Here is a 20,363-nt window from a genome sequence, read left to right as displayed (position 1 = left end):
GCGACAATAACCCCCGGCGCCTGGCGCGCGCGGCACATCTACGGTGAAATTACCTCTACACGGCAGGCACTCAGGCTACGCGCGCCCTTATTTAAACAGGTCGGCGCTGATGGTCAGGTTACTGCCGCTCTGGTTCTGCTGCCACTGGCGCGTAATGTGATAAAACTTGGCGCCTTTCTTCGCCGCACGTCGCGCGGTTTCGGTTGAAATATCGGTTGAGCTATTGAAATGGCCGGTAAAGCTGATGGAGTCAAACGGGACCATTTGTGCCGCGGTGATGTTGTTAACTTCTTGAATCTTGGTACCGTCGGGTAAGGTGACGGTGTAAAGCGTGCCGCGGGTGGATTGCGTCTCAAAGAAGCGGCCAACTTTACTGCTGGGGGACTCTAACGAAGCGACGCCCGGAATTTCCACATTGGCGGCCGCGGCACCCCCGGCGGCCAGCGCCGTTTTACCGGCTTCGGAGTTGGCCGGGATCTTGTCCGGGCTCTGCACTACGCGCTTCGGCGCATCCGCTCGATAAATAAAGGCGGTGGCAAACTGGTTTCCGCCCTGATTGGCGTTTATCTGGCGCACAATATAGTAGGAGTTGGCGCCTTTGGCTTTAGCCGCTTTGGAAATGGCGTCATTGATTTCCGGCTGGTTGCGATAAAAACCGTTAACCGATATGGTATCATAAGGCTCCAGTAAATTGGCCTCGGTGCGCGGTAGCTCCTTGACGCCATTGAATACTCGGTACTGCGTCTCGGTGGAGGCGGGGGGCGCATCTTGACGATACAGATCGGCGGTGACGCGCCAGTTGCCGCTGTTGGTGGCGTCATTGATATTGACCACGTAAAACGCCGCGGCGCCAACCTGGTCCGCGCGGCGCGAAACCGCGGCGGCGGCATCGTTAATGGCGTTAAACCGACCGGTGATATTAATACGTTCAAAAGGCTGCAAACTGGCGGCCTTTTCCGGCGAAAGCTCCTGCGCCGCTTGCGCGCTAAAGGTCAGTAAAGTCATTAACGCCGATATCAATAGTGTCTTCTTCAGCTTCATACACGCAAAATGTGCTGAACTGTTGATGTATAACAGATTAGGCGCCGATTATGGCATGTAATAATGGCAACTGTCTCAGCATTTCATGTGACGATTGACAACATTTGCTTTTAACGACGGCTTTGTTGAATAAATCGAACTTTTAGGTGACTGGCGGCTATGATCACTACATTCGTTTCAACATCAGGTCCCCATGGCAAAGCAAAAGTTTAAAATCACCAACTGGCCCGCATACAACAATGCGTTCAGGCAGCGGGAGGACCTGACAGTATGGCTTGATGAGTCAGCCATTGCTGCATGGACTGAGAGTACACCACCTGAACATCGTGGCCGGCCGCTTCACTACACCGATATGGCCATTACCACGGTTCTGATGATAAAGCGCGTGTTTAATCTTTCGCTCCGGGCGTTACAGGGTTTCGTTGACGCGATTTTTAAACTGATGGGGCTGTCGCTGCGCTGCCCAGATTACTCTCTGGTCAGCCGGCGAGCAAAAATCGTTGACATCAGCATAAAAACGCCAACCCGCGGCGAAATCTCACACCTGGTCATCGATGGCACCGGCCTGAGAATCTTCGGCGAAGGCGAATGGAAAGTCAGGCAGCATGGGGCTGAGAGGCGCAGAGTATGGCGCAAGCTTCATCTGGCAGTAGATAGCGCGACACATGAAATTATCTGTGCCGATTTATCGCTAAGCGGTACGATAGATGCGCAGGCGCTGCCCGGGCTGATTAACCAAACCCACCGGAAAATCAGGGAAGCGTCGGCTGACAGTGCTTACGATACGCATTACTGTCATGATGCTCTGCTGAGGAAAAAAATAAAGCCGCTTATCCCACCGCGAAGTGGTGCGCAATATTGGCCAGCTCGATACCATGAGCGTAACCATGCGGTGGCAAATCAGCATCTGAGCGGCAATAACGATACCTGGAAAAAGAAAGTAGGTTATCACCGGCGTTCACTGGCTGAAACGGCCATGTTCCGGTTTAAAACACTTCTGGGTGGTCATCTGAGTCTGCATGACTATGACGCGCAGGTAGGTGAGGCTATGGCAATGGTCAAAGCGCTTAACCGGATCACGCTGTTAGGAATGCCAAACAGCGTCCGCATCATGTAACAATCGCCCTGATAGGGAGGAAGTCGTCACAAATTTCGGATTTATTCAACAAAGCGTTTAACGACCTGAATGCGGCGGGATTTTTATCCCAAAACGTAATTAACCGGCACAAAACATAGACCACTTATCTTAATTTAAGTAGGTTAGTAGTTGACGCCTGCTGGATTTCCCGGGCGGCGGCCCGTGATGCCGCGCGTTCCGGCCCCGGCAACCTGTCATTTACAAAAGAACTGAATAATAAGGGAAAGCTATGCGTATTAGTGTACCAAAAGAACGCGTTGCCAACGAAGCCCGGGTCGCCGCCACGCCTAAAACCGTCGAGCAATTGCTTAAGCTGGGTTTTAGTGTCGCGGTGGAAAACGGCGCCGGTACATTGGCGAGTTTCGAGGATGCCGCGTTTGTTGCGGCGGGTGCGACGTTGACAAATACCTCTGAAGTTTGGCAGTCCGATATCATTCTTAAAGTCAATGCGCCGACTGAGGATGAAATTGCCCTGCTGAAAAGCGGCACGACGTTGATAAGTTTTATTTGGCCGGTGCAAAATGCCGACCTGCTGACGGCCCTGCGCGCCAAAAACGTCACCGTCATGGCGATGGACGCTGTGCCGCGTATTTCGCGTGCGCAGTCGCTAGATGCCCTGAGCTCGATGGCCAATATTGCCGGCTACCGCGCCATCGTTGAGGCCGCCCATGAATTCGGCCGCTTCTTTACCGGCCAGATTACCGCGGCGGGTAAAGTGCCGCCGGCGAAAGTGATGGTGATCGGCGCCGGCGTCGCAGGGCTGGCCGCCATCGGCACCGCCGGCAGCCTCGGCGCCGTGGTTCGCGCTTTCGATACTCGTCCCGAGGTGAAAGAACAGGTGCAAAGTATGGGCGCAGAGTTCCTCGAGCTGGAGTTTAAAGAGGATGCGGGCGGTTCCGATGGTTACGCCAAGGTAATGTCTGACGCCTTTATCAAAGCCGAAATGGCGCTGTTCGCCGCGCAGGCGCAAGATGTCGATATTATCGTCACCACCGCATTGATTCCGGGCAAGCCGGCCCCCCGTCTTATCACCAAAGAGATGGTCGCCAGCATGAACCCGGGCAGCGTTATTGTCGATCTGGCGGCGCAAACCGGCGGCAACTGTGAGCTGACCGTGGCGGACCAGGTGACGGTGACCGATAACGGCGTGCGAATTATCGGCTATACCGATTTGCCCAGCCGGTTGCCCACCCAGTCCTCCCAGCTGTACGCCACTAATTTGATAAACCTGTTAAAACTGCTCTGTAAAGAGAAGAATGGCGATATTGTGGTGGATTTTGACGACGTCGTTATCCGCGGCGTTACTGTTATCCGTGACGGCGAATTAACCTGGCCGGCCCCGCCTATCACCGTGTCCGCTCAGCCGAAGCCGGCGCAGGCTGCCCCGGCGGCAACGCCCGCAGCGCCGCCCCGGCCGGCGTCGCCGCTGCGTAAATATGGGCTTATCGCCGTGGCTATCGTGTTATTTGGCGCCCTGGCGAATGCGGCCCCGCGCGATTTCTTATCGCACTTTACGGTGTTTGCCCTGGCATGCGTCGTGGGCTATTACGTCGTCTGGAATGTCAGCCATGCGCTGCACACCCCGTTAATGTCGGTCACCAATGCAATTTCAGGCATTATTGTCGTTGGCGCGTTATTACAAATCGGCGATGGCGGATGGGTCTCTTTCCTGTCGTTTATTGCCGTGCTGATTGCCAGCATCAATATCTTTGGTGGTTTCACCGTCACTCAGCGCATGCTGAAAATGTTTCGTAAAAATTAAGGGGTGAACCATGTCTGAAGGACTCGTCACAGTGGCTTATATCGTCGCCGCCATTTTATTTATTTGTAGCCTGGCGGGGCTATCTAAACACGAAACATCGCGACAGGGTAACCTGTTTGGCATTACCGGGATGGCTATCGCGCTCATCGCGACGGTGTTGGGACCCCATGCCGGCAATGTCGGCTGGATCATTGTTGCCATGGTCATCGGCGGCGCCATTGGGGTGTATTTGGCGCGCAAGGTAGAAATGACCGAGATGCCGGAGCTGGTAGCGATTTTGCACAGCTTCGTCGGCTTGGCGGCGGTATTGGTCGGCTTTAATAGTTATCTGGAGCACGACGCAATTACTAATGCGGTCATGGAGAATATCCATTTAACCGAGGTTTTCCTGGGGATCTTTATCGGTGCGGTGACCTTCACCGGCTCGATCGTGGCGTTTGGCAAGCTGCACGGGAAAATCTCATCCCGTCCGCTGATGTTGCCGCGGCGCCATCAAATGAACCTCGCGGCGCTGGTGATTTCGTTTTTACTGCTGATACTTTTCGTGCACAGCGACAATATCGGCCTGCAGGTGCTGGCGCTGTTGTTGATGACACTCATCGCCCTGGCGTTCGGCTGGCACCTGGTCGCCTCCATTGGTGGCGCCGATATGCCGGTAGTGGTTTCCATGCTTAACTCCTATTCCGGCTGGGCGGCGGCGGCGGCGGGTTTCATGCTGAGCAACGATCTGCTGATCGTCACCGGCGCGCTGGTGGGATCGTCCGGTGCCATCCTCTCCTACATCATGTGTAAAGCGATGAACCGCTCCTTTATCAGCGTCATCGCCGGCGGGTTTGGTAACGACAGCAGCGCCGGCGATCCCGAAGCCGAAATGGGGGAATATCGTGAAACCACGGCGGAAGAGGTGGCCGAATTGCTGAAAAATTCCAGCTCGGTCATCATCACTCCCGGCTACGGCATGGCGGTGGCGCAGGCGCAATATCCGGTACACGATATCACCGCCAAGCTGCGGCAGCGCGGCGTCAATGTGCGTTTTGGCATCCATCCGGTGGCGGGGCGCTTGCCGGGCCATATGAATGTACTGTTGGCGGAGGCGAAGGTGCCTTACGATATCGTGTTGGAGATGGATGAAATCAATGATGATTTCAGCGCCACCGATACCGTGTTGGTCATCGGCGCCAACGATACCGTCAACCCGGCGGCGCAAGACGATCCGCGCAGTCCCATCGCGGGAATGCCGGTGTTGGAGGTGTGGAAAGCGCACAACGTCGTGGTCTTTAAGCGTTCGATGAATACCGGCTACGCCGGAGTACAAAATCCGCTGTTCTTCAAAGACAATACGCAAATGCTGTTTGGCGATGCCAAGCAGGGCGTAGAAGCGATTTTGCGCGCGCTTTAATCGTTAGCCCAGCCGGCCGGCCCCGTATTTCTTTCGGTGGCCGGCCTGTAGGTTGACGCGCTGCCGGCTGTAATGGGTAACGCTTATCGGTAGCGTGCCGCCAGCTACGGCGACTGGGCTCCAAAGGCCGCCAGGTTGGCCTTGAATACATTCGCCAGTAGTGTGGCGTTCTCAACCCCCGGCGCACAGAGCACTTCCCCCAAATCAAGGGCGCGCAGGCTGGCGGTGACCACATTATCCGCACTCATTCACGCTAATGCGCTCAAATCCATCCCCTGACGTTCATGAAATTCGGTGGCGACGATGCCGGGACAAAGCGCCTGGACGCGCAGGCCGGCGGAGCCCAGCTCTTCGTGCAGTGCCAATGACATGGACACTAGATGGGAAAGGGCGGCGACATGCGCCAGCAGGGTGGGCGCGATACACTTCACCTGAAGTAATTCGCTCGCTTTCTCCGGCGGCAGCGTCGTGAAGGGCATATAATGGGCCACGCCGGCATTGTTGATAAGCAATGTCAAAGGCTCCCGTCGGCATAATTCGGCCACGGTGGCAATACCGGCCGCGGAAGCCAGATCTGCTACGACCGGGCGGATGTTGACGGCGGGAAATTCGGCAGCCAGTGCGTCCAAACGTTGTTGGCGGCGTCCCACGACAATCATGGGGTCCCCCCGGGCGGCCAGCCGGCGGGCAAAGGAAAGGCCGATGCCCGAAGAGGCGCCAGTGACCAGCGCTAAAGGTGTCAGGCTTTGCATGTTTTCTCTCCTGTTTATAGGGAACCGTTGCGGAATGCGTCGCCTCGTCGGCGGCGGGCCGGCGAACGGCAGCGGCCGGCCGTTTGGCATTTCCCCGTCACTGCCCGGCATTGTAGCGTGGCACCAAAGTGGGCGGTATCCTACCGCCGGTGTACAGAGTGTTCGTTTTTACGTACACTCAGCGCGAAGGGCAAGCGCGGAAAGAACGGTATTAAGCGCTTGGGCATTCTGCGCTGTGCGTCTCGCGCAGGTGAGAGGCGCCACCTACGTTTAATGGCTGGCAACGGCGCCAGGGGAGCGAAAAGTGACAAAAAGGGCAACGGACAGGCTGAGCGATTTGAAAGCGTTTGCCGCCGTAGCGCAGGCCGGCGGCTTTCGTCAGGCGGCGCGCGCGTTGCACGTCAGTCCCTCCGGCCTCAGCGATGCGGTGCGGCGGCTCGAAAGCTACTTGGGCGTACGCCTGCTTCACCGCACGACGCGCAGCATATTGCCGACGGAAAAAGGGAAACAGCTGCTGGAGCGCATTGGTCCCGCTTTCGCTGAACTCGCGCAGGCGCTGGAAACCGCCACCTCATCGAGCAATCGGCCCGCGGGTACGCTGCGTCTTACCGTACCGGTTAATGTCTCCCGCTTGGTGCTGCCTCAACTTCTTGCGCCTTTTCTCAAACGCTATCCAGACATCAAGGTTGAGGTGATGGCGGAAAGCGGCATTGTCGATTTCCTGTCCGCGGGGTGCGATGCGGGGATCCATTATGACGATTGGCTTGAGCAGGATATGATTGCCGTCCCCGTGGGACCGCGCCAACAACGTTTCGCCACGGCGTCGCCGCCGGCCTACCTTGACCGGCACGGCCGCCCTCGTCATCCCCAGGATTTGATGAAAATGGAATGTTTGCGCAGCCGGTTCGGCGGGGGAAATCTGGAAATATGGCACTATTGATCTACAGTGTCGGCACCGCAACCGATCTCGGCGTCGCCTCGGCGGTCGCCGGGCTGGGGGTCATCTATCTATTTGAAACCTGGCTGCGCCCCGCGATTGACAGCGGCGAACTTGAACCTGTGCTGCAACCCTGGTGGCACACCTTTTCCGGGCCTTATCTTTATTATTCCGGCCACAGGCTGGTCCCGCCGCCGCTGCGCGCGTTTATTGATTTTATTCAATCTACAAAGGATGCCGTTGCGTCATTTCCTGACCGGTAAATAACGTCGTCCTTAAAGGCAGAGGTGTCAGCCGCAAATCGGCCGCTTAGCGGGGCGCTCAATCAAGGGCCGCCAACGCTTGCGGCCTCGCTTCCCTCCTACCTACGTCAGTGCGCAACGCAATCCCCCGCCGTTGACCGAGCAGGGTTCGGCATCATAACCGGCGATAAAAGTATAATTTCCTGCAAACGGCCGGCAAAATAAAATTTACTCCTCCCTTATCGGAAATAAGCACTACAGTTTATTAGCGTATTTTCGGGTTCTCTATGCCGCCGGTTTTTCATCCGGCCGGTATCAAGCGGGACTCATGAGGCAATAATGCCCAATATTTCAATAAGGGGAGTGATTATGAAAGCATTAACCACCATTGCGTTAATTTTGCTCATTGTCGGTGGCGTGAATTGGCTATTGGTTGGGCTATTTCGCTTTGATCTGGTGGCAACCGTTTTTGGCGGGCAGGAAGCGATGGTTGCGCGCATTGTCTATGTGATTGTCGGCCTGTGCGCATTGTACTGTTTGTCGCTATTGCCCAAAATAGCAGTATGGCACCGGAGCGTATAAGACATCAGAGAATATGCCCGAGGGCAGGCTGGCAGGGGAATGACTGCGGCATCGCCACACAAGGCACTTCCGGCGCTTTTTTCGCCCCTCGATGGATTTTAGCTTTATTTATTTTTCAATAAGTTAATCATCAACCAAGGGGCGATTCAGGCTTATTTAAGCCATATCGATGGACAGAATATGGACCCTTTTGGCCAAGGGATTATGAGATATGGCATCCCGTAAGAAGTCCGGCGCGAAGTGCGCGTAGACCGTGGTCTGCATGATGTTGGCATGTCCCATGATGCGCTGAAGTGTAATAATACTGCCTCCATTCATCAAAAAGCGCAAGGTGTTCCCGACCGACGACGCAGTGAAAAAGGTGGTGTGGCTGGCGATACAGGCAGCCTCACAGAAATGGACAATGCCTTTGAGGGACTGGCGCATGGCAATGAGCCGCTTTATTATCGAGTTCGGTGACCGCCTGGAGAGCCTGTTTAGAAATTTGTGTATTTGCCTGATTTTGATATGTTCAATCCAACATCAAAAACAGGTTAATTTATGGACGAAAAACAGTTGCAGGCTCTGGCTAACGAACTGGCCAAAAATCTCAAAACCCCTGAAGATCTCAGTCACTTCGATCGGCTGCTGAAAAAAATCAGCGTCGAAGCAGCTCTCAATGCCGAAATGACCCATCACCTCGGCTACGATAAAAATCAGCCTAAACCGGGGACCAACGCCCGCAACGGCTATTCCACAAAAACCGTTACCACTGGCGATGGCCCGCTGGCGCTGCGTACTCCGCGCGATCGTGACGGTTCCTTTGAACCGCAACTGGTGAAGAAGAACCAGACCCGGATTACCGGGATGGATAACCAGATTTTATCGTTGTACGCCAAAGGGATGACCACCCGCGAGATCGCCGCCGCGTTCAAAGAGCTGTATGACGCCGATGTCTCGCCGGCGCTGGTCTCAAAGGTCACCGATGCGGTCATGGAGCAGGTTGTCGAATGGCAAAACCGGCCTCTGGATGCAGTCTATCCCATTGTTTATCTTGACTGTATCGTTCTAAAAGTCCGGCAGGACAGCCGCATCATCAACAAATCTGTGTTCCTGGCGCTGGGCATCAACATCGAAGGCCAGAAAGAGTTGCTAGGTATGTGGCTGGCCGAAAATGAAGGCGCAAAGTTCTGGCTGAACGTGCTGACAGAGCTGAAAAACCGCGGCCTGAACGATATCCTTATCGCCTGCGTAGACGGGCTGAAAGGTTTCCCTGACGCTATTAACGCGGTGTATCCGGAGGCGCGGCTCCAGCTGTGTATCGTACATATGGTGCGCAACAGCCTGCGGTTCGTCTCCTGGAAGGACTACAAGGCCGTCACCCGCGACCTGAAAGCTATCTATCAGGCCCCTACGGAAGAAGCCGGCTTGCAGGCGCTGGAAGCGTTCTCCAGTGCCTGGGACATCCGCTACCCGCAAATAAGTCGAAGCTGGCAGGCAAACTGGGCCAATCTGGCCACGTTCTTTGCCTACCCAACGGACATCCGCAAGGTGATCTACACGACCAACGCCATCGAGTCGTTAAACAGCGTGATCCGGCATGCCATCAAAAAGCGCAAGGTGTTCCCGACCGACGACGCAGTGAAAAAGGTGGTGTGGCTGGCGATACAGGCGGCCTCACAGAAATGGACAATGCCTTTGAGGGACTGGCGCATGGCAATGAGCCGCTTTATTATCGAGTTCGGTGACCGCCTGGACGGTCACTTCTGAGAAAAGGCATTTACACAGAATCGTGTACAGGGTCTGTACAGGGTCTCCGATCACCCATTCCAGTGATATTCGATCACGTGTTCGCCCATCTTCTGACTCGGGTTTAGCCTATTTTTCCTGTGCTGGCTACTCCTTGCTCTTTGCGTAGTGATTCGCCTTTAAGTTCCAGTCTATAGCTGGGGTGTACTAACCGATCGAGTAACGTGTCAGCTGTCGTGGGGTTTTCTATCAGTCCATACCATTTTTTTACCGGCAGTTGACTGATCAGGATGCTGCTGCTTTTGTCGTAGCGATCTTCCATCATCTCCAACAGCATCGTTGCCTGCATCGGACTTATTGATTCTAGGCCCACGTCGTCCAAGATCAATAACTCTATTTTTTCTAACTGCTTAAGCTGTTTTAGATAGGTCCCGTCTACCTGACACTGGTGAAGATGGGCCAGCAACCGACCCACTCGCCAGTAACGCACGCTATATTGCTGCCGGCATGCCTGCTCACCAAGCGCACAACTGAGCCAGGTTTTGCCCGTACCTGTCGGCCCCGTGATGAGTATGCTTTTCTGATATTTCAGATATTGTCCCCCTAGCAGATCTCGCATCTGTTCCGGTGTCACTCCTAGGCTAGGGATATAGCGGATATCTTCCGGTTTTGCCTGCAAGCGCATTTACGATTGCCGTCGAAGACGGCATATGTGGTTGTTTTTTTTATGCAAATTTTCCGCTTCTACCATCAGCGACAACCGCTCCTCGAACCCCAGCTCCCCATAACTCCCCGGAAGTTCGCGTTGCGTCTCCAACGCTTGGACCATTGCCGACAACTTCAGCTCTCGCAGAGCCATTAACAGTGTATCCATATTTATTCTCCTTAGTGATAACTGTCCGGACCTCGGAGGTTTTCGTGAACCAGCATTGATACGCCGGCTCCGTCCTGGGTGACCTCACTTTCACGACCGTGTTTCAATACGTTGGCTGAAAGAGCGGTTAATGCACCCTTTCTCCAACGCCAGCGCGCAGGCCTTCTCCAGTCGCGTCGTCTCATAGCGCCGTTGCAGATTGAGTAGCCTCAGCACGGAGCGGTAAGCCTGCTCCGGATGGGCTTTGCTCTTTTGGATGGACTCGACCACTTTCAGTGTGCACACACCCACCGACAGCGCCCAACTGCACAGCCTTTCCGGCGTCCACCTGACTCTGCCCCTTATGGTTAGCCGGCATGTGCGCCGCCTGAGTCGTGTGCCTATAGGCGTTATCGCTGCGAGGGTGCGTAGCCACGCAGACGCCCTTATGGTGGATTTGCACCAGCCGTTGGGTGGCGATGACGTCAACGCGCTCGCCAACCAGCGGATGAGGCACCGAGTACCAGTTTTTGCCGTAGTCTATGTGGTAATCAGGTCCCACTCGGGCAACGAGATACTTCACTGTATTCCCATTGTGTGGGCGGTAGAGGCCCAAGAGCCGGTTTGTCCAGCTGCTCGAAGCGTTCAAGGCGACTTTGTCCGCCGTAATGACGCATCGGGCGCAGATTCAACTCATGATTGAGTTCTCGTATCACCTGGTTGAGTTCGGCCAGCGAGTAGAACCTACGTTTACGCAATCGGGCCAAAACCCAGCGTTCTACCAGCTGCACAGTTGATTCTGCCTTCGCCTTGTCTTTCGGTTTTCTCGGGCGCGCCGGTAGCACCACTGTCTCATAGTGATTTGCCAGCGCCTGGTAGCTCTGGTTTATGACCGGCTCATAGCGGTCAGGGGTGCTGACAGCGCTGCGCAGATTATCAGGTATCATCAGCTCCGGAACCCCACCCATGAAGTGCAGGCAGCGGCTATTGGCGTTGAGCCACGATGCCATGTCCTGGCCTTCGCAGGCTTCGATATACGCATAGCCTGACACGCCCATGGCAGCGACGAAGATAGCGACCTGGCGTACGCTACCGGTCGCAGGGTTGACGATAGGTACGGTGGGGCCACAGAAGTCGATGAAGAGCTTTTCGCCAGCCTTGTGCTCCATGCGCATGGAACGCCTCTGCTTCTTTTTCCAGTCACGGTACAGTGCACAAAACTGTGAGTAACCGAGGGCATCACCGCCCACGGCGGACTGATATTCCATCCAGAGCAGCTGCTTGGTCATGCCCTTGCGGCTTAACTCGGTATCGATATCAAGCCAGCTGGGTAAGGTATTGATAACTTTTCCGGATTTGCCGGGATAGAGCAGGCGGTCGAGGTCGACGGGGGACAGTTCCGCCGGCAATGGCCAGACCAGGTTAGCTACCGTGAATCGGCCGAGGATATCGTGCACGGTAGTACAGCCTATGCCGAGCGCTGCTGCGATAGTGCGATTCGAGCGACGCTGCTCGAATTTCATACGTAACACATTAATATAGATGCACATTTCCGTTCTCGCTTTCTTCTTTTTACGTGCCATGCCATGCCCCAGGAAGCTAAAAGTCTCCAGAGTATGGCGGAACAGAAGATGAGCGATCGGACAGAATCGGAATCGCTGATCGGGCGACCGGAATCAGTGATCGGATGAAATCAGAATTAGTGATTGGGTGAAATCGGAATCAGTGATCGGATGTGACCGGAACCAGCAACTGGTCGGCGACAAAAATATTCTCGATAAGGAACTCGCGGCGCAGCCCCTCGGTATCCAGATGTTTGGCGTGGTCGCTATGAATGCTTTGACGAACCTGCATGGTGAAGCCTCTCTCGTGGCAATCTGCGGGCATAGGCCCGGTAAGCGCGGTGGCAGAAAGCGCAAACGGTGGTCGCTGCGTGGTATCTCTGTGCCGCGATTGGGTTTTCATCATAAAACTGCAGGTAAGCCATATTAATAATATTGAAGCAATGTTTTATTTTTTTAGGACGTCGAAGCATTTTTGCGGATCGATTAGGGGAACGCGGCGGGTTCGGGTTACCATTGCCGCCATACCCTTTGCGCCCGCGGCGCAGGACAACGATGAGGCGTGCTATGAAAACCTTCTATCTGGATGAGGAAACCCCTTGGGAAACGCTGGGCGAGGGCATTAAGCGCAAGGTGATGACCTGGAGTGATGAATTGATGATGGCCTGCGTGCATTTCGCCCAAGGCGCGGTGGGGACGCCGCACAAGCACGAGATCCACGATCAGATTGCTTATGTGGCGTCGGGGCGCTTTGAGGTCACCATCGATGGCGAAGCGCGCATTCTCGTCGCCGGCGACGCCTATCGCGCGGTGAAAGGACAGGTGCACGGCGTGGTCGCTCTGGATGACAACAGCGTGCTTATCGACACGTTTAGCCCGAAGCGCAACGATTTCCTGCCCGCACTGTGAATCAGAGGAGATGTGCCGCTTCCAGGGCCAGCAGCGACGGCAGCCGCACTTGTGCCAGACACCAGCGCGGGTCGTCGCGCAGCCCGGCATCCGGGCACGACTATCGAGCGCATGCGCGCCGCTCGGGTGGCAATCATACCGTTAAAAGAATCTTCCAGGGTGGAACAGCGCATCGGCTCGACGTCCAGGCCGGCGGCGGCGCGCAAATACACTTCCGGGTGCGGCTTGCTGTAGGGCAACTGCTCCGCAGAAGCGATGAAATGGAAATAATGGCGCAGCGCAAACATGTCCAACACGCGTTCCAGCATAAACAGCGGCGAGGCCGACGCCAGACCGATTTTCAACCCGCAATCCGTCGCCAGCGTCAGGGCCTGCCGTACGCCAGGCAGCAAGGGCCGCTGCTGCTCGATCATGCCCAAAGCACGTTCAATAATGCGCCCGCTAACCTCGCGCCGCGACGGTCCTTGCCAGGGCGAATCTTGATACCAGAGATCCACCACCTCATTAATCCGTAATCCCAGCGTGTCGGGCAGGGTTGCGGCGAGGGAACTCGCTTTGCCCAATTCGGCGAATACCGCCAGCTCCGCTTGGTGCCACAGCGGTTCGGAGTCAATAATCAGGCCATCCATGTCAAAGATAACCGCTTGTTGCTTGGGGGGGGGGGTGCCATAACGAAACCTTTCCTGTAATGAACGGGCGGCGCGCGCGCCGGAATCACGGCGCGGGCAATAGCGACAGCATAAAGGGCTTTTTAAGAAAACAGTAAAGCAAAAAAAGTAAATTATAGATAAACTTAAGCCAATCGGACCTGCGTCGTTTAATCAAGGGGAACACATGACGTATCAGCAAGCCGGCCGCCTGGCGGTTGTTAAGCGGATTGCCGGATGGGTTATCTGTATACCGGCAGTGATTTCGACCTTTATTTCGGTATTGAAGTTTATCGAGCAACATAGCGGTCCGAATCAAGGCATTAATGCGGTAGTAAGCGACTTTTTTCATGTCATTACCGATATGATGCGCTTCAATACCCCTTTTCTGAACGCCTTTTGGCATAATTCCCCGTAACCGGATTTTAGCCGCGGTTTTTTTGCCAGCCCGAACATGCTGTTTTGGTTTATTTATATTCTGGTGTTTGTCGGATTGGCGCTGCAGGCGTCGGGCGCGCGCATGTCGCGGCAGGTGAAGCACGTGCGCGAAGGCGTGGAGGATCAAATGGTGCTGGAACAGGCGCGCGGCGACAGCGGCATTAGCCGCGCCCAGCTGGAACAGCGTATCGTCATGCCGCGGCATACCATTTTGCTGCAATTTTTCCCGCTGTACATCCTGCCGGTGATTATTGTGGTGGCGGGGTATTTCGCCTTCAAACTTTTGGGGATGCTTTAATCGCCGGCACCGGCGGCGAGCACGCTGTCGAGCGCGGCGGCCGCCGCCGGAACGTGCTCTCCCCCAAATAAAATGGCGTCTTTCAGCCGGTAATAAAGCTGATAGACCGGCTGGCGGCGCACGAAATCTTTGTCCAGCGGCCAGACGCTCTGGTAGCCGTCATAAATTTGCGGCGGCATTTGGCTAAACAGCGGCAATGTGGCCAAATCACATTCACGATCGCCCCAGTAGCTGGCGGGATCGAAAAGAAAACCGCCTTGGTCGCTGTTGGCGCAATTATCCGGCCAAAGGTCGCCGTGTAAAAGAGACGGTTGCGGCTGGTGGTCGTGCAGCCGCTGTTCGACCCTATCAATAAGCGTATCAATATCGCCAAACACCAGCCCCTTTTCCGCCGCCAACTGTAATTGCCAGCCGATGCGCTGCTCGGCGAAAAAGCGCGACCAGCGGCGCTGCCAGGCGTTCGGCTGCGGCAGGGTGGAAAGATCGTTGTCAAAATCCAAGCCGAATTGCGGCTGCTCGCTCCATTGATGCAAACGGGCTAGCTGTTGCCAGAAGCGCCAGGCGCCGTGGGCGTCAAAAGGGCGTGGCGGCAGGTACCCCAACAGCAAAAAGCTACTCTCCCGCGCGCTGCCGACGCCGTAGACCTGAGGCACGCGCACGGTCTTGCTGCGCGCCAACAAGGCGAGCTGGTCCGCTTCATCGGCAAACTTTTGCAGCAGTTCATGACCGTCGCTTTTGACAAAAATGTGATGAGGGCCGTATCGGAGATACCAGGCGGTATGCAGCTCGCCGCCGGGTAATTCCCGCCGTTGCAAAATTTCATTTTCGTCCAGGGTTTCTGCCAGCAGAGTGCTTATGGCGTGCCACATTGTCATTTCCCCCTAAAGTCATGGTGCCGTTTAAGGTTTGGATCGCTGTGATGACAACTGTCTGACTGCCGTGCTCAGATTGGCGCCGTATACATAATGCCTGCGCAGGTGGGTTAGCGCGGACGCAATCTGGAAAAGCAGAAATGATGCGGGCGGGCGTCGCCCGGCGTACCGCCGGCCTTAAGCGGAACGTAGGAATGAGTGTTGTTGTAAAATTGTTCAATGTCAACTGTTTATTGTTCTGCAGCACGCGCGCTCGCCCCGATGGCCGGCAGGCGCTTACTGCGCTTTAACGTGCTCGGTTGGCCGCGTTCCACTCGGGCGACGGGCGCGGGCCGTCATTGATGCAGCAGAAAGGCAGGCCGCGGTCGTCCTGCGTCGGCGGGCAGGGGAAGGGCGGCATCGCTTTAACCCAGCGGATTACCGTTCGCGTTCGCCGCTGTCGTCCCTCGGTATGCCGTTGTGCATCCGCCCCGAATCTGCCCCATAGTTGTGCAAATCTGGCGCAAGTGACATTTTTTTTACTTTTTGACGGCAGAAATAAAATCATCAGCGCAATCAAGGCTCAAAAGCATGAGCCAGGTCAAATCATGAAATAGCAAGGTGTTCTAGTCTTATTTTAACGATTGAAAACGGTGCGCATCGGTAAAATGCAGCCTGTTTTGGTGAAGAAAAGATGACATCAGCCGTTTCCGACACCAAAAATGTGATGCAAGTTAGAAATTAACATCGAAATAAGACGCAAATGGGGATCTAGACCCTATTCTTTGAAGTGAAATAGGTGTAAGATTATTCTTAAAGATGCAAACCTAATGTGAGGTAATTATGGAAGACTTCTACAAATGGACGCTGCCAAGTATCATGCTGATTAGTATGGCATTTTGGGTTGCGGTTATCAGCGCAATGCTCTGATTCCCTCGCCGGCAGTAACCAATTTCATGCAAACCCGCTTCGGCGGGTTTGTTGTTTTAGGCATACGACAAAATATTTTTACTTGACATACAAATTAATTTCAAACCCTCTTATTTAACTTTTCGCTGAGGCCTTGCTCGAAGCCTAGACCAGACGTTGTGCAGCGCTAAAAGCCCCGTCCAGCCCGGCATTGGCGCAAAGGCGTGTCGGCGCGCGCGGTGGCGAGACCGTCTGGGCGTCGCGGCGCCGGTAACGCCTCAATCTCATCCCTGACGCCCCTTCTCCCCGTGACAGGCTAACAGGTATTACCAGTGCGTGACGTGCAGGGTGATATGGTGCTCTCCTTTTCAGCCTGCTCAGGCCCTTGGGACGGCTGGACCTGTCGTGAGTCGTCTCGCCAGGCGACGCCACGCGTCCGTGCCGCCTTTATGGCGCGTGAACGAAAGGGAGATCTTCTATACAAGGAAAGCGCTTTGTTGAATAAATCCGAAATTTGTGACGACTTCCTCCCTATCAGGGCGATTGTTACATGATGCGGACGCTGTTTGGCATTCCTAACAGTGTGATCCGGTTAAGTGCTTTAACCATTGCCATTGCCTCATCTACCTGCGCGTCATAGTCATGCAGACTCAGATGACCACCCAGAAGTGTTTTAAACCGGAACATGGCCGTTTCAGCCAGTGAACGCCGGTGATAACCTACTTTCTTTTTCCAGGTATCGTTATTGCCGCTCAGATGCTGATTTGCCACCGCATGGTTACGCTCATGGTATCGAGCTGGCCAATATTGCGCACCACTTCGCGGTGGGATAAGCGGCTTTATTTTTTTCCTCAGCAGAGCATCATGACAGTAACGCGTATCGTAAGCACTGTCAGCCGACGCTTCCCTGATTTTCCGGTGGGTTTGGTTAATCAGCCCGGGCAGCGCCTGCGCATCTGTCGTACCGCTTAGCGATAAATCGGCACAGATAATTTCATGTGTCACGCTATCTACTGCCAGATGAAGCTTGCGCCATACTCTGCGCCTCTCAGCCCCATGCTGCCTGACTTTCCATTCGCCTTCGCCGAAGACTTTCAGGCCGGTGCCATCGATGACCAGGTGTGAGATTTCGCCGCGGGTTGGCGTTTTTATGCTGATGTCGACGGTTTTTGCTCGCCGACTGACCAGAGAGTAATCTGGGCAGCGCAGCGACAACCCCATCAGTTTAAAAATCGCGTCAACGAAACCCTGTAACGCCCGGAGCGAAAGGTTAAACACGCGGTTTATCATCAGAACCGTGGTAATGGCCATATCGGTGTAGTGAAGCGGCCGGCCACGATGTTCAGGTGGTGTACTCTCAGTCCATGCAGCAATGGCTGACTCATCAAGCCATACTGTCAGGTCCCCCCGCTGCCTGAGCGCATTGTTATATGCGGGCCAGTTGGTAATTTTAAACTTTTGCTTTGCCATGGGGACCTGATGTTGAAACGAATGTAGTGATCAGAGCCGCCAGTCACCTAAAAGTTCGATTTATTCAACAAAGCCCAAGGAAAGCAGAAAAGGGTCATGCTGCTGCACTGGCTGGTAAAATTGGCCGCCATGACCTCGTACGATATCCAGGCTTCACCCCTCGCTCGACCCTCGTTGGATTCTTCACTGGTACCGCAGGCGCAGCATCAACCGTTTCTCTCTTCGCCGACCCGCCCGCAAACGGAGGCGTGCCCCGTCGTCGATCGCCCGACGATGCCCGACGCCCCCTGTGTTGTTTTGCGGCGCGTGACGCTGGACGGGCGCGAGGCTCTGCCGTCTTGGGTGCCGTTGCAGCGCCTGGCGAATCAGGCGCTCGGCCAGTGTCTGAACGCGCGGCGCATCGCGCGGTTAATGACGCTGTTGCAAAACAGGCTCATCGAACATGGCTGGGTGACCACGCGGATCGTGGCATCGCCGCAGGATTTGCGCCAGGGCGAGTTGACGTTACGCATTGTGCCCGGTCGGGTACGGCAGGTGGTATCGGCGCCGGGTAACACCTATGGCGTGAACCTGAATACGGCGCTGCCGGGGGGACGTGGAAACGTGCTCGATCTGCGCGCGATTGAACAGGCTTTAGATAATCTGCAGCGCTTGAGCTCGGTTACGGCCAGCGTAGCGCTGCGTCCGGGCCCGGCGCCGGGGGAGAGCGATATTGTTATCGCCCGCCGACAAAACCGTTTTTGGCAACTGGTCGGCTGGCTTGATAATGGCGCCGCCCACCACGACGGCCGCTATCGCTCCGGGCTTATGCTGGCGCTGGACAACCCTGCCGCGCTGAGCGATCGCCTGTCCCTTGCCGTCAGCCGCACCCTCGGCATCGGGGGCCGGCGGCAGGTAGGCAATATCACCGGGCACTACTCGGTTCCAATGGGCTATTGGCTCCTGGGGATTGGCGCCAGCGACAGCCGCTCCCAGCAAAGGGTCACCTGCCAACGCCGGCATTATTGCTATGCCGGCCATCAGCGCAACTTGGATTTGCAATTAGCCTGGGTGCTGCACCGCAACCGCACCGCCAAAACGACCGTGTCAGGCGGTGGACTTCTCAGTCAAAGCCACCATCGACTCAATCAGGTGACCCTGCACTCGCAAACGCGCCGTACCGGCACCTGGCGGCTGGGGATATCCCATCGCCGTTATCTTCACCCCGCCGCGTTGGAGGTCGCCGTTAATTATCGGCGCGGCACCCGCTGGTTCGGCGCGCGCTCAACCGGCCAGGAAATGACACGACGCCTCGGCGGCGAAGAGACCGACTTCGCCGCCGGAGAGGATACGCTGACGCTGGACGCCTGGGTGCAACGCGCGTTTACCCTGGCCCGTCAGACATTTACCTTCTCCGTCCGCTACCGCTATCAGGCCAGCGCGGTGCCGCAGGCCGTTCAGGACGCGTTCGCCGTCGACGGTCGTTGGGCGCTGCGCGGCGTTGACGCCGGTATGCCTCTTACCGCCAGCCGCGGATGGATGCTGCACCCCACGCTGGCCTGGCGCACCGCGATACCGCAACAAGAGGTCTATCTGTCTGCGGGTTACGGCGAGGTGCGCGACGGAGGCGGTGGCAGGGGCAAAGCGCGCTGGCGGCGCCTCGCCGGTGCGGCCTTGGGGGTCCGTGGCCATCTGTCCCGGGCCAAGCTGAGCTACGACGTTTCCGACGAACTGCCGCTGGCGACATCGACCACAGGCGCAGCGTCCGTCTTCCTGGGCTTTAGCCTGACCTGGCACTATTAAGCGATCTGTCGCCCCGTGAACGGGGCGTTTAATCGGGACAACATCTGCTATGCAAAAACGTACTGACCTTTTTAAGGAACCCAGAACCCGCACCCGGTCGGTTTCTGCTCGGCCGATTATTCGGCCTGGCCTGCCTGCTGGTAGGGCCGCCGCTTCACGGCGGCATCATCGCCGACGTCGGCGCCCCCGAGGATCATCGTCCCGAGGTGCTTACCATGGCCAATGGGTTACCGGTGGTCAATATCCGGCCACCTAACGGTAACGGGATTTCATACAATCACTATCCGCAGTTTGATGTCGCGGCGCCTGGCGTCATTCTTAACAACGCGACGACGGCAAGCCAAACCGAACTGGCCGACGGCGTGGCGGCTAACCCGTTATTGACGCGGGAAGCGACGCTGATTATCAACGAGGTCACCCAGCCGCACCCCAGCCGACTGAATGGGTATATTGAAGTCGCGGGCCAGCCCGCCGACGTGATCCTCGCCAATCCTGCGGGTATCAGTTGCAACGGCTGCGGCTTTATTAATGCCCGCGTAAGCACGCTGACCACCGGCCGACCCATTAGCGAGGATGGTCAGTTGAAAGGCTATCAGGTTGACGACGGCCAGATTGAGGTCACCGGTCGAGGAATGAATACGGCCAATACCGACTACACGCAGCTTATTGCGCGCGCGGTGGCGGTCAACGCCCAACTGCACGGCTCGTCGCTTACCCTGGTGACAGGACGTAATCGGGTGGACACCCGCGGCGGCGTGACGGGCATTTTCGCCGAAGTGGGGAGCGAACAACCGCCCTATGCGCTGGACGTAGCGGCGCTGGGGGGGGGGGGGATGTATGCCCAGAAAATCGTCATGTTGGGTACCGAAAAAGGCGTGGGTGTACGTAACGCCGGGGAAATGGGCGCCGGCGATATTGACAATGGGGCGGGACTTATCAGCGCCGTGGGCGAATGCCGCGTTAACAGCGGCGCACTGTTGAACGCGGGCGGCCGTCTGCAATCCGGCGATCACCTGCAACTGGATACCCACGGCCAGCAATTGAATAACGCCTACAGCCGCAA

At 56.1% G+C, this 20,363-nt stretch carries 14 protein-coding genes and 7 pseudogenes; 12 read left to right on the top strand and 9 right to left on the bottom strand.

The window, feature by feature from the left end; translation table 11 throughout:
* Positions 1-87: 87 nt before the first annotated feature.
* Complete coding sequence (gene ydgH / locus SOPEG_RS13060) at positions 88-1,041, bottom strand: DUF1471 family protein YdgH (RefSeq protein WP_025245686.1); 954 nt, start codon at positions 1,039-1,041, stop codon at positions 88-90.
* A gap of 193 nt (positions 1,042-1,234) precedes the next feature.
* On the opposite strand from ydgH, the gene SOPEG_RS13055 reads away from it, so the two are divergent.
* The 3 genes from SOPEG_RS13055 to pntB all read left to right on the top strand — a co-directional run bounded on the left by SOPEG_RS13055 (position 1,235) and on the right by pntB (position 5,340).
* Positions 1,235-2,158, top strand: a complete 924-nt coding sequence (locus tag SOPEG_RS13055) for an IS5 family transposase (RefSeq protein WP_025245685.1) — start codon at positions 1,235-1,237, stop codon at positions 2,156-2,158.
* A 250-nt stretch (positions 2,159-2,408) separates the two neighbouring features.
* A complete protein-coding gene (pntA, locus tag SOPEG_RS13050) occupies positions 2,409-3,941 on the top strand; it encodes a Re/Si-specific NAD(P)(+) transhydrogenase subunit alpha (protein ID WP_025245684.1) in 1,533 nt (510 codons plus the stop codon).
* Positions 3,942-3,951: 10 nt separating this feature from the next.
* Positions 3,952-5,340, top strand: a complete 1,389-nt coding sequence (gene pntB, locus SOPEG_RS13045; RefSeq protein WP_025245683.1) for a Re/Si-specific NAD(P)(+) transhydrogenase subunit beta — start codon at positions 3,952-3,954, stop codon at positions 5,338-5,340.
* A 248-nt stretch (positions 5,341-5,588) separates the two neighbouring features.
* Here pntB and SOPEG_RS13040 read toward each other — a convergent pair whose 3' ends face one another.
* Complete coding sequence (locus SOPEG_RS13040; protein ID WP_200867812.1) at positions 5,589-6,092, bottom strand: SDR family NAD(P)-dependent oxidoreductase; 504 nt, start codon at positions 6,090-6,092, stop codon at positions 5,589-5,591.
* Positions 6,093-6,429: 337 nt separating this feature from the next.
* On the opposite strand from SOPEG_RS13040, the gene SOPEG_RS13035 reads away from it, so the two are divergent.
* The 3 genes from SOPEG_RS13035 (at position 6,430) to SOPEG_RS13030 (ending at position 7,853) form a co-directional block, all read left to right on the top strand.
* Positions 6,430-7,032 carry a LysR family transcriptional regulator gene (locus SOPEG_RS13035; protein WP_335333717.1) on the top strand — a complete coding sequence of 201 codons (603 nt, stop codon included), beginning with the start codon at positions 6,430-6,432 and terminating at the stop codon, positions 7,030-7,032.
* Positions 7,020-7,292 carry a LysR substrate-binding domain-containing protein gene (locus SOPEG_RS30600; protein WP_335333716.1) on the top strand — a complete coding sequence of 91 codons (273 nt, stop codon included), beginning with the start codon at positions 7,020-7,022 and terminating at the stop codon, positions 7,290-7,292. Before SOPEG_RS13035 ends, SOPEG_RS30600 begins: the two co-directional genes overlap by 13 nt.
* Positions 7,293-7,610: 318 nt before the next feature.
* Positions 7,611-7,853 carry a DUF378 domain-containing protein gene (locus SOPEG_RS13030; RefSeq protein ID WP_236851472.1) on the top strand — a complete coding sequence of 81 codons (243 nt, stop codon included), beginning with the start codon at positions 7,611-7,613 and terminating at the stop codon, positions 7,851-7,853.
* Between the two features lie 156 nt (positions 7,854-8,009).
* On the opposite strand, the pseudogene SOPEG_RS29635 reads toward SOPEG_RS13030, so the two are convergent.
* A pseudogene (locus SOPEG_RS29635) lies at positions 8,010-8,177 on the bottom strand (phage integrase); the annotation flags it as partial.
* 7 nt (positions 8,178-8,184) lie between these two features.
* On the opposite strand from SOPEG_RS29635, the gene SOPEG_RS29630 reads away from it, so the two are divergent.
* Complete coding sequence (locus SOPEG_RS29630) at positions 8,185-8,484, top strand: transposase (RefSeq protein ID WP_071882201.1); 300 nt, start codon at positions 8,185-8,187, stop codon at positions 8,482-8,484.
* Positions 8,394-9,602 (top strand): IS256-like element ISSoEn2 family transposase, encoded by a 1,209-nt coding sequence (locus SOPEG_RS13020; protein ID WP_025244030.1) that lies wholly within the window; start codon positions 8,394-8,396, stop codon positions 9,600-9,602. The genes SOPEG_RS29630 and SOPEG_RS13020 overlap by 91 nt, the downstream gene beginning before the upstream one ends.
* A 103-nt stretch (positions 9,603-9,705) precedes the next feature.
* Here the strand turns inward: SOPEG_RS13020 and istB are convergent.
* The 3 pseudogenes from istB to SOPEG_RS27585 form a co-directional block, all read right to left on the bottom strand.
* Positions 9,706-10,455, bottom strand: a pseudogene (gene istB / locus SOPEG_RS13015) (IS21-like element ISSoEn3 family helper ATPase IstB).
* Positions 10,456-10,466: 11 nt separating this feature from the next.
* Positions 10,467-12,017, bottom strand: a pseudogene (gene istA, locus SOPEG_RS23045) (IS21-like element ISSoEn3 family transposase).
* A 169-nt stretch (positions 12,018-12,186) separates the two neighbouring features.
* Positions 12,187-12,288: pseudogene (locus tag SOPEG_RS27585) on the bottom strand (5-dehydro-4-deoxy-D-glucuronate isomerase); the annotation flags it as partial.
* 275 nt (positions 12,289-12,563) lie between these two features.
* Between SOPEG_RS27585 and SOPEG_RS13005 the strand changes: the two are divergent.
* Entirely contained in the window at positions 12,564-12,905 is a 342-nt protein-coding gene (locus SOPEG_RS13005; RefSeq protein WP_025245680.1) for a cupin domain-containing protein, read from the top strand.
* Position 12,906: 1 nt separating this feature from the next.
* On the opposite strand, the pseudogene hxpB reads toward SOPEG_RS13005, so the two are convergent.
* Positions 12,907-13,534 (bottom strand): annotated as a pseudogene (hxpB, locus tag SOPEG_RS13000) (hexitol phosphatase HxpB).
* A gap of 205 nt (positions 13,535-13,739) precedes the next feature.
* On the opposite strand from hxpB, the pseudogene SOPEG_RS12995 reads away from it, so the two are divergent.
* Positions 13,740-14,288, top strand: a pseudogene (locus SOPEG_RS12995) (YniB family protein).
* On the opposite strand, the gene SOPEG_RS12990 reads toward SOPEG_RS12995, so the two are convergent.
* The gene (locus SOPEG_RS12990) at positions 14,285-15,157 is read right to left on the bottom strand and encodes a fructosamine kinase family protein (RefSeq protein ID WP_025245678.1); all 873 of its coding nucleotides are present in this window, start codon (positions 15,155-15,157) and stop codon (positions 14,285-14,287) included. The pseudogene SOPEG_RS12995 and the gene SOPEG_RS12990 sit on opposite strands and share 4 nt — an antisense overlap.
* 1,437 nt (positions 15,158-16,594) lie before the next feature.
* Positions 16,595-17,518, bottom strand: coding sequence for an IS5-like element ISSoEn1 family transposase (locus tag SOPEG_RS12980; RefSeq protein WP_025245675.1), 924 nt, complete (start codon positions 17,516-17,518; stop codon positions 16,595-16,597).
* 96 nt (positions 17,519-17,614) lie between these two features.
* Between SOPEG_RS12980 and SOPEG_RS12975 the strand changes: the two genes are divergently transcribed.
* Together SOPEG_RS12975 and SOPEG_RS29625 are read left to right on the top strand one after the other, a co-directional pair.
* Entirely contained in the window at positions 17,615-19,300 is a 1,686-nt protein-coding gene (locus SOPEG_RS12975) for a ShlB/FhaC/HecB family hemolysin secretion/activation protein (RefSeq protein WP_025245674.1), read from the top strand.
* Between the two features lie 44 nt (positions 19,301-19,344).
* A pseudogene (locus SOPEG_RS29625) lies at positions 19,345-20,340 on the top strand (filamentous hemagglutinin N-terminal domain-containing protein); the annotation flags it as partial.
* Positions 20,341-20,363 lie beyond the last annotated feature (23 nt).

The sequence above is a fragment of the Candidatus Sodalis pierantonius str. SOPE genome, from assembly GCF_000517405.1.
Lineage (GTDB): Bacteria > Pseudomonadota > Gammaproteobacteria > Enterobacterales > Enterobacteriaceae > Sodalis_C > Sodalis_C pierantonii.
Note: the sequence above shows the minus strand (reverse complement) of the source record. Positions and strands in the feature narration are given on the sequence as shown.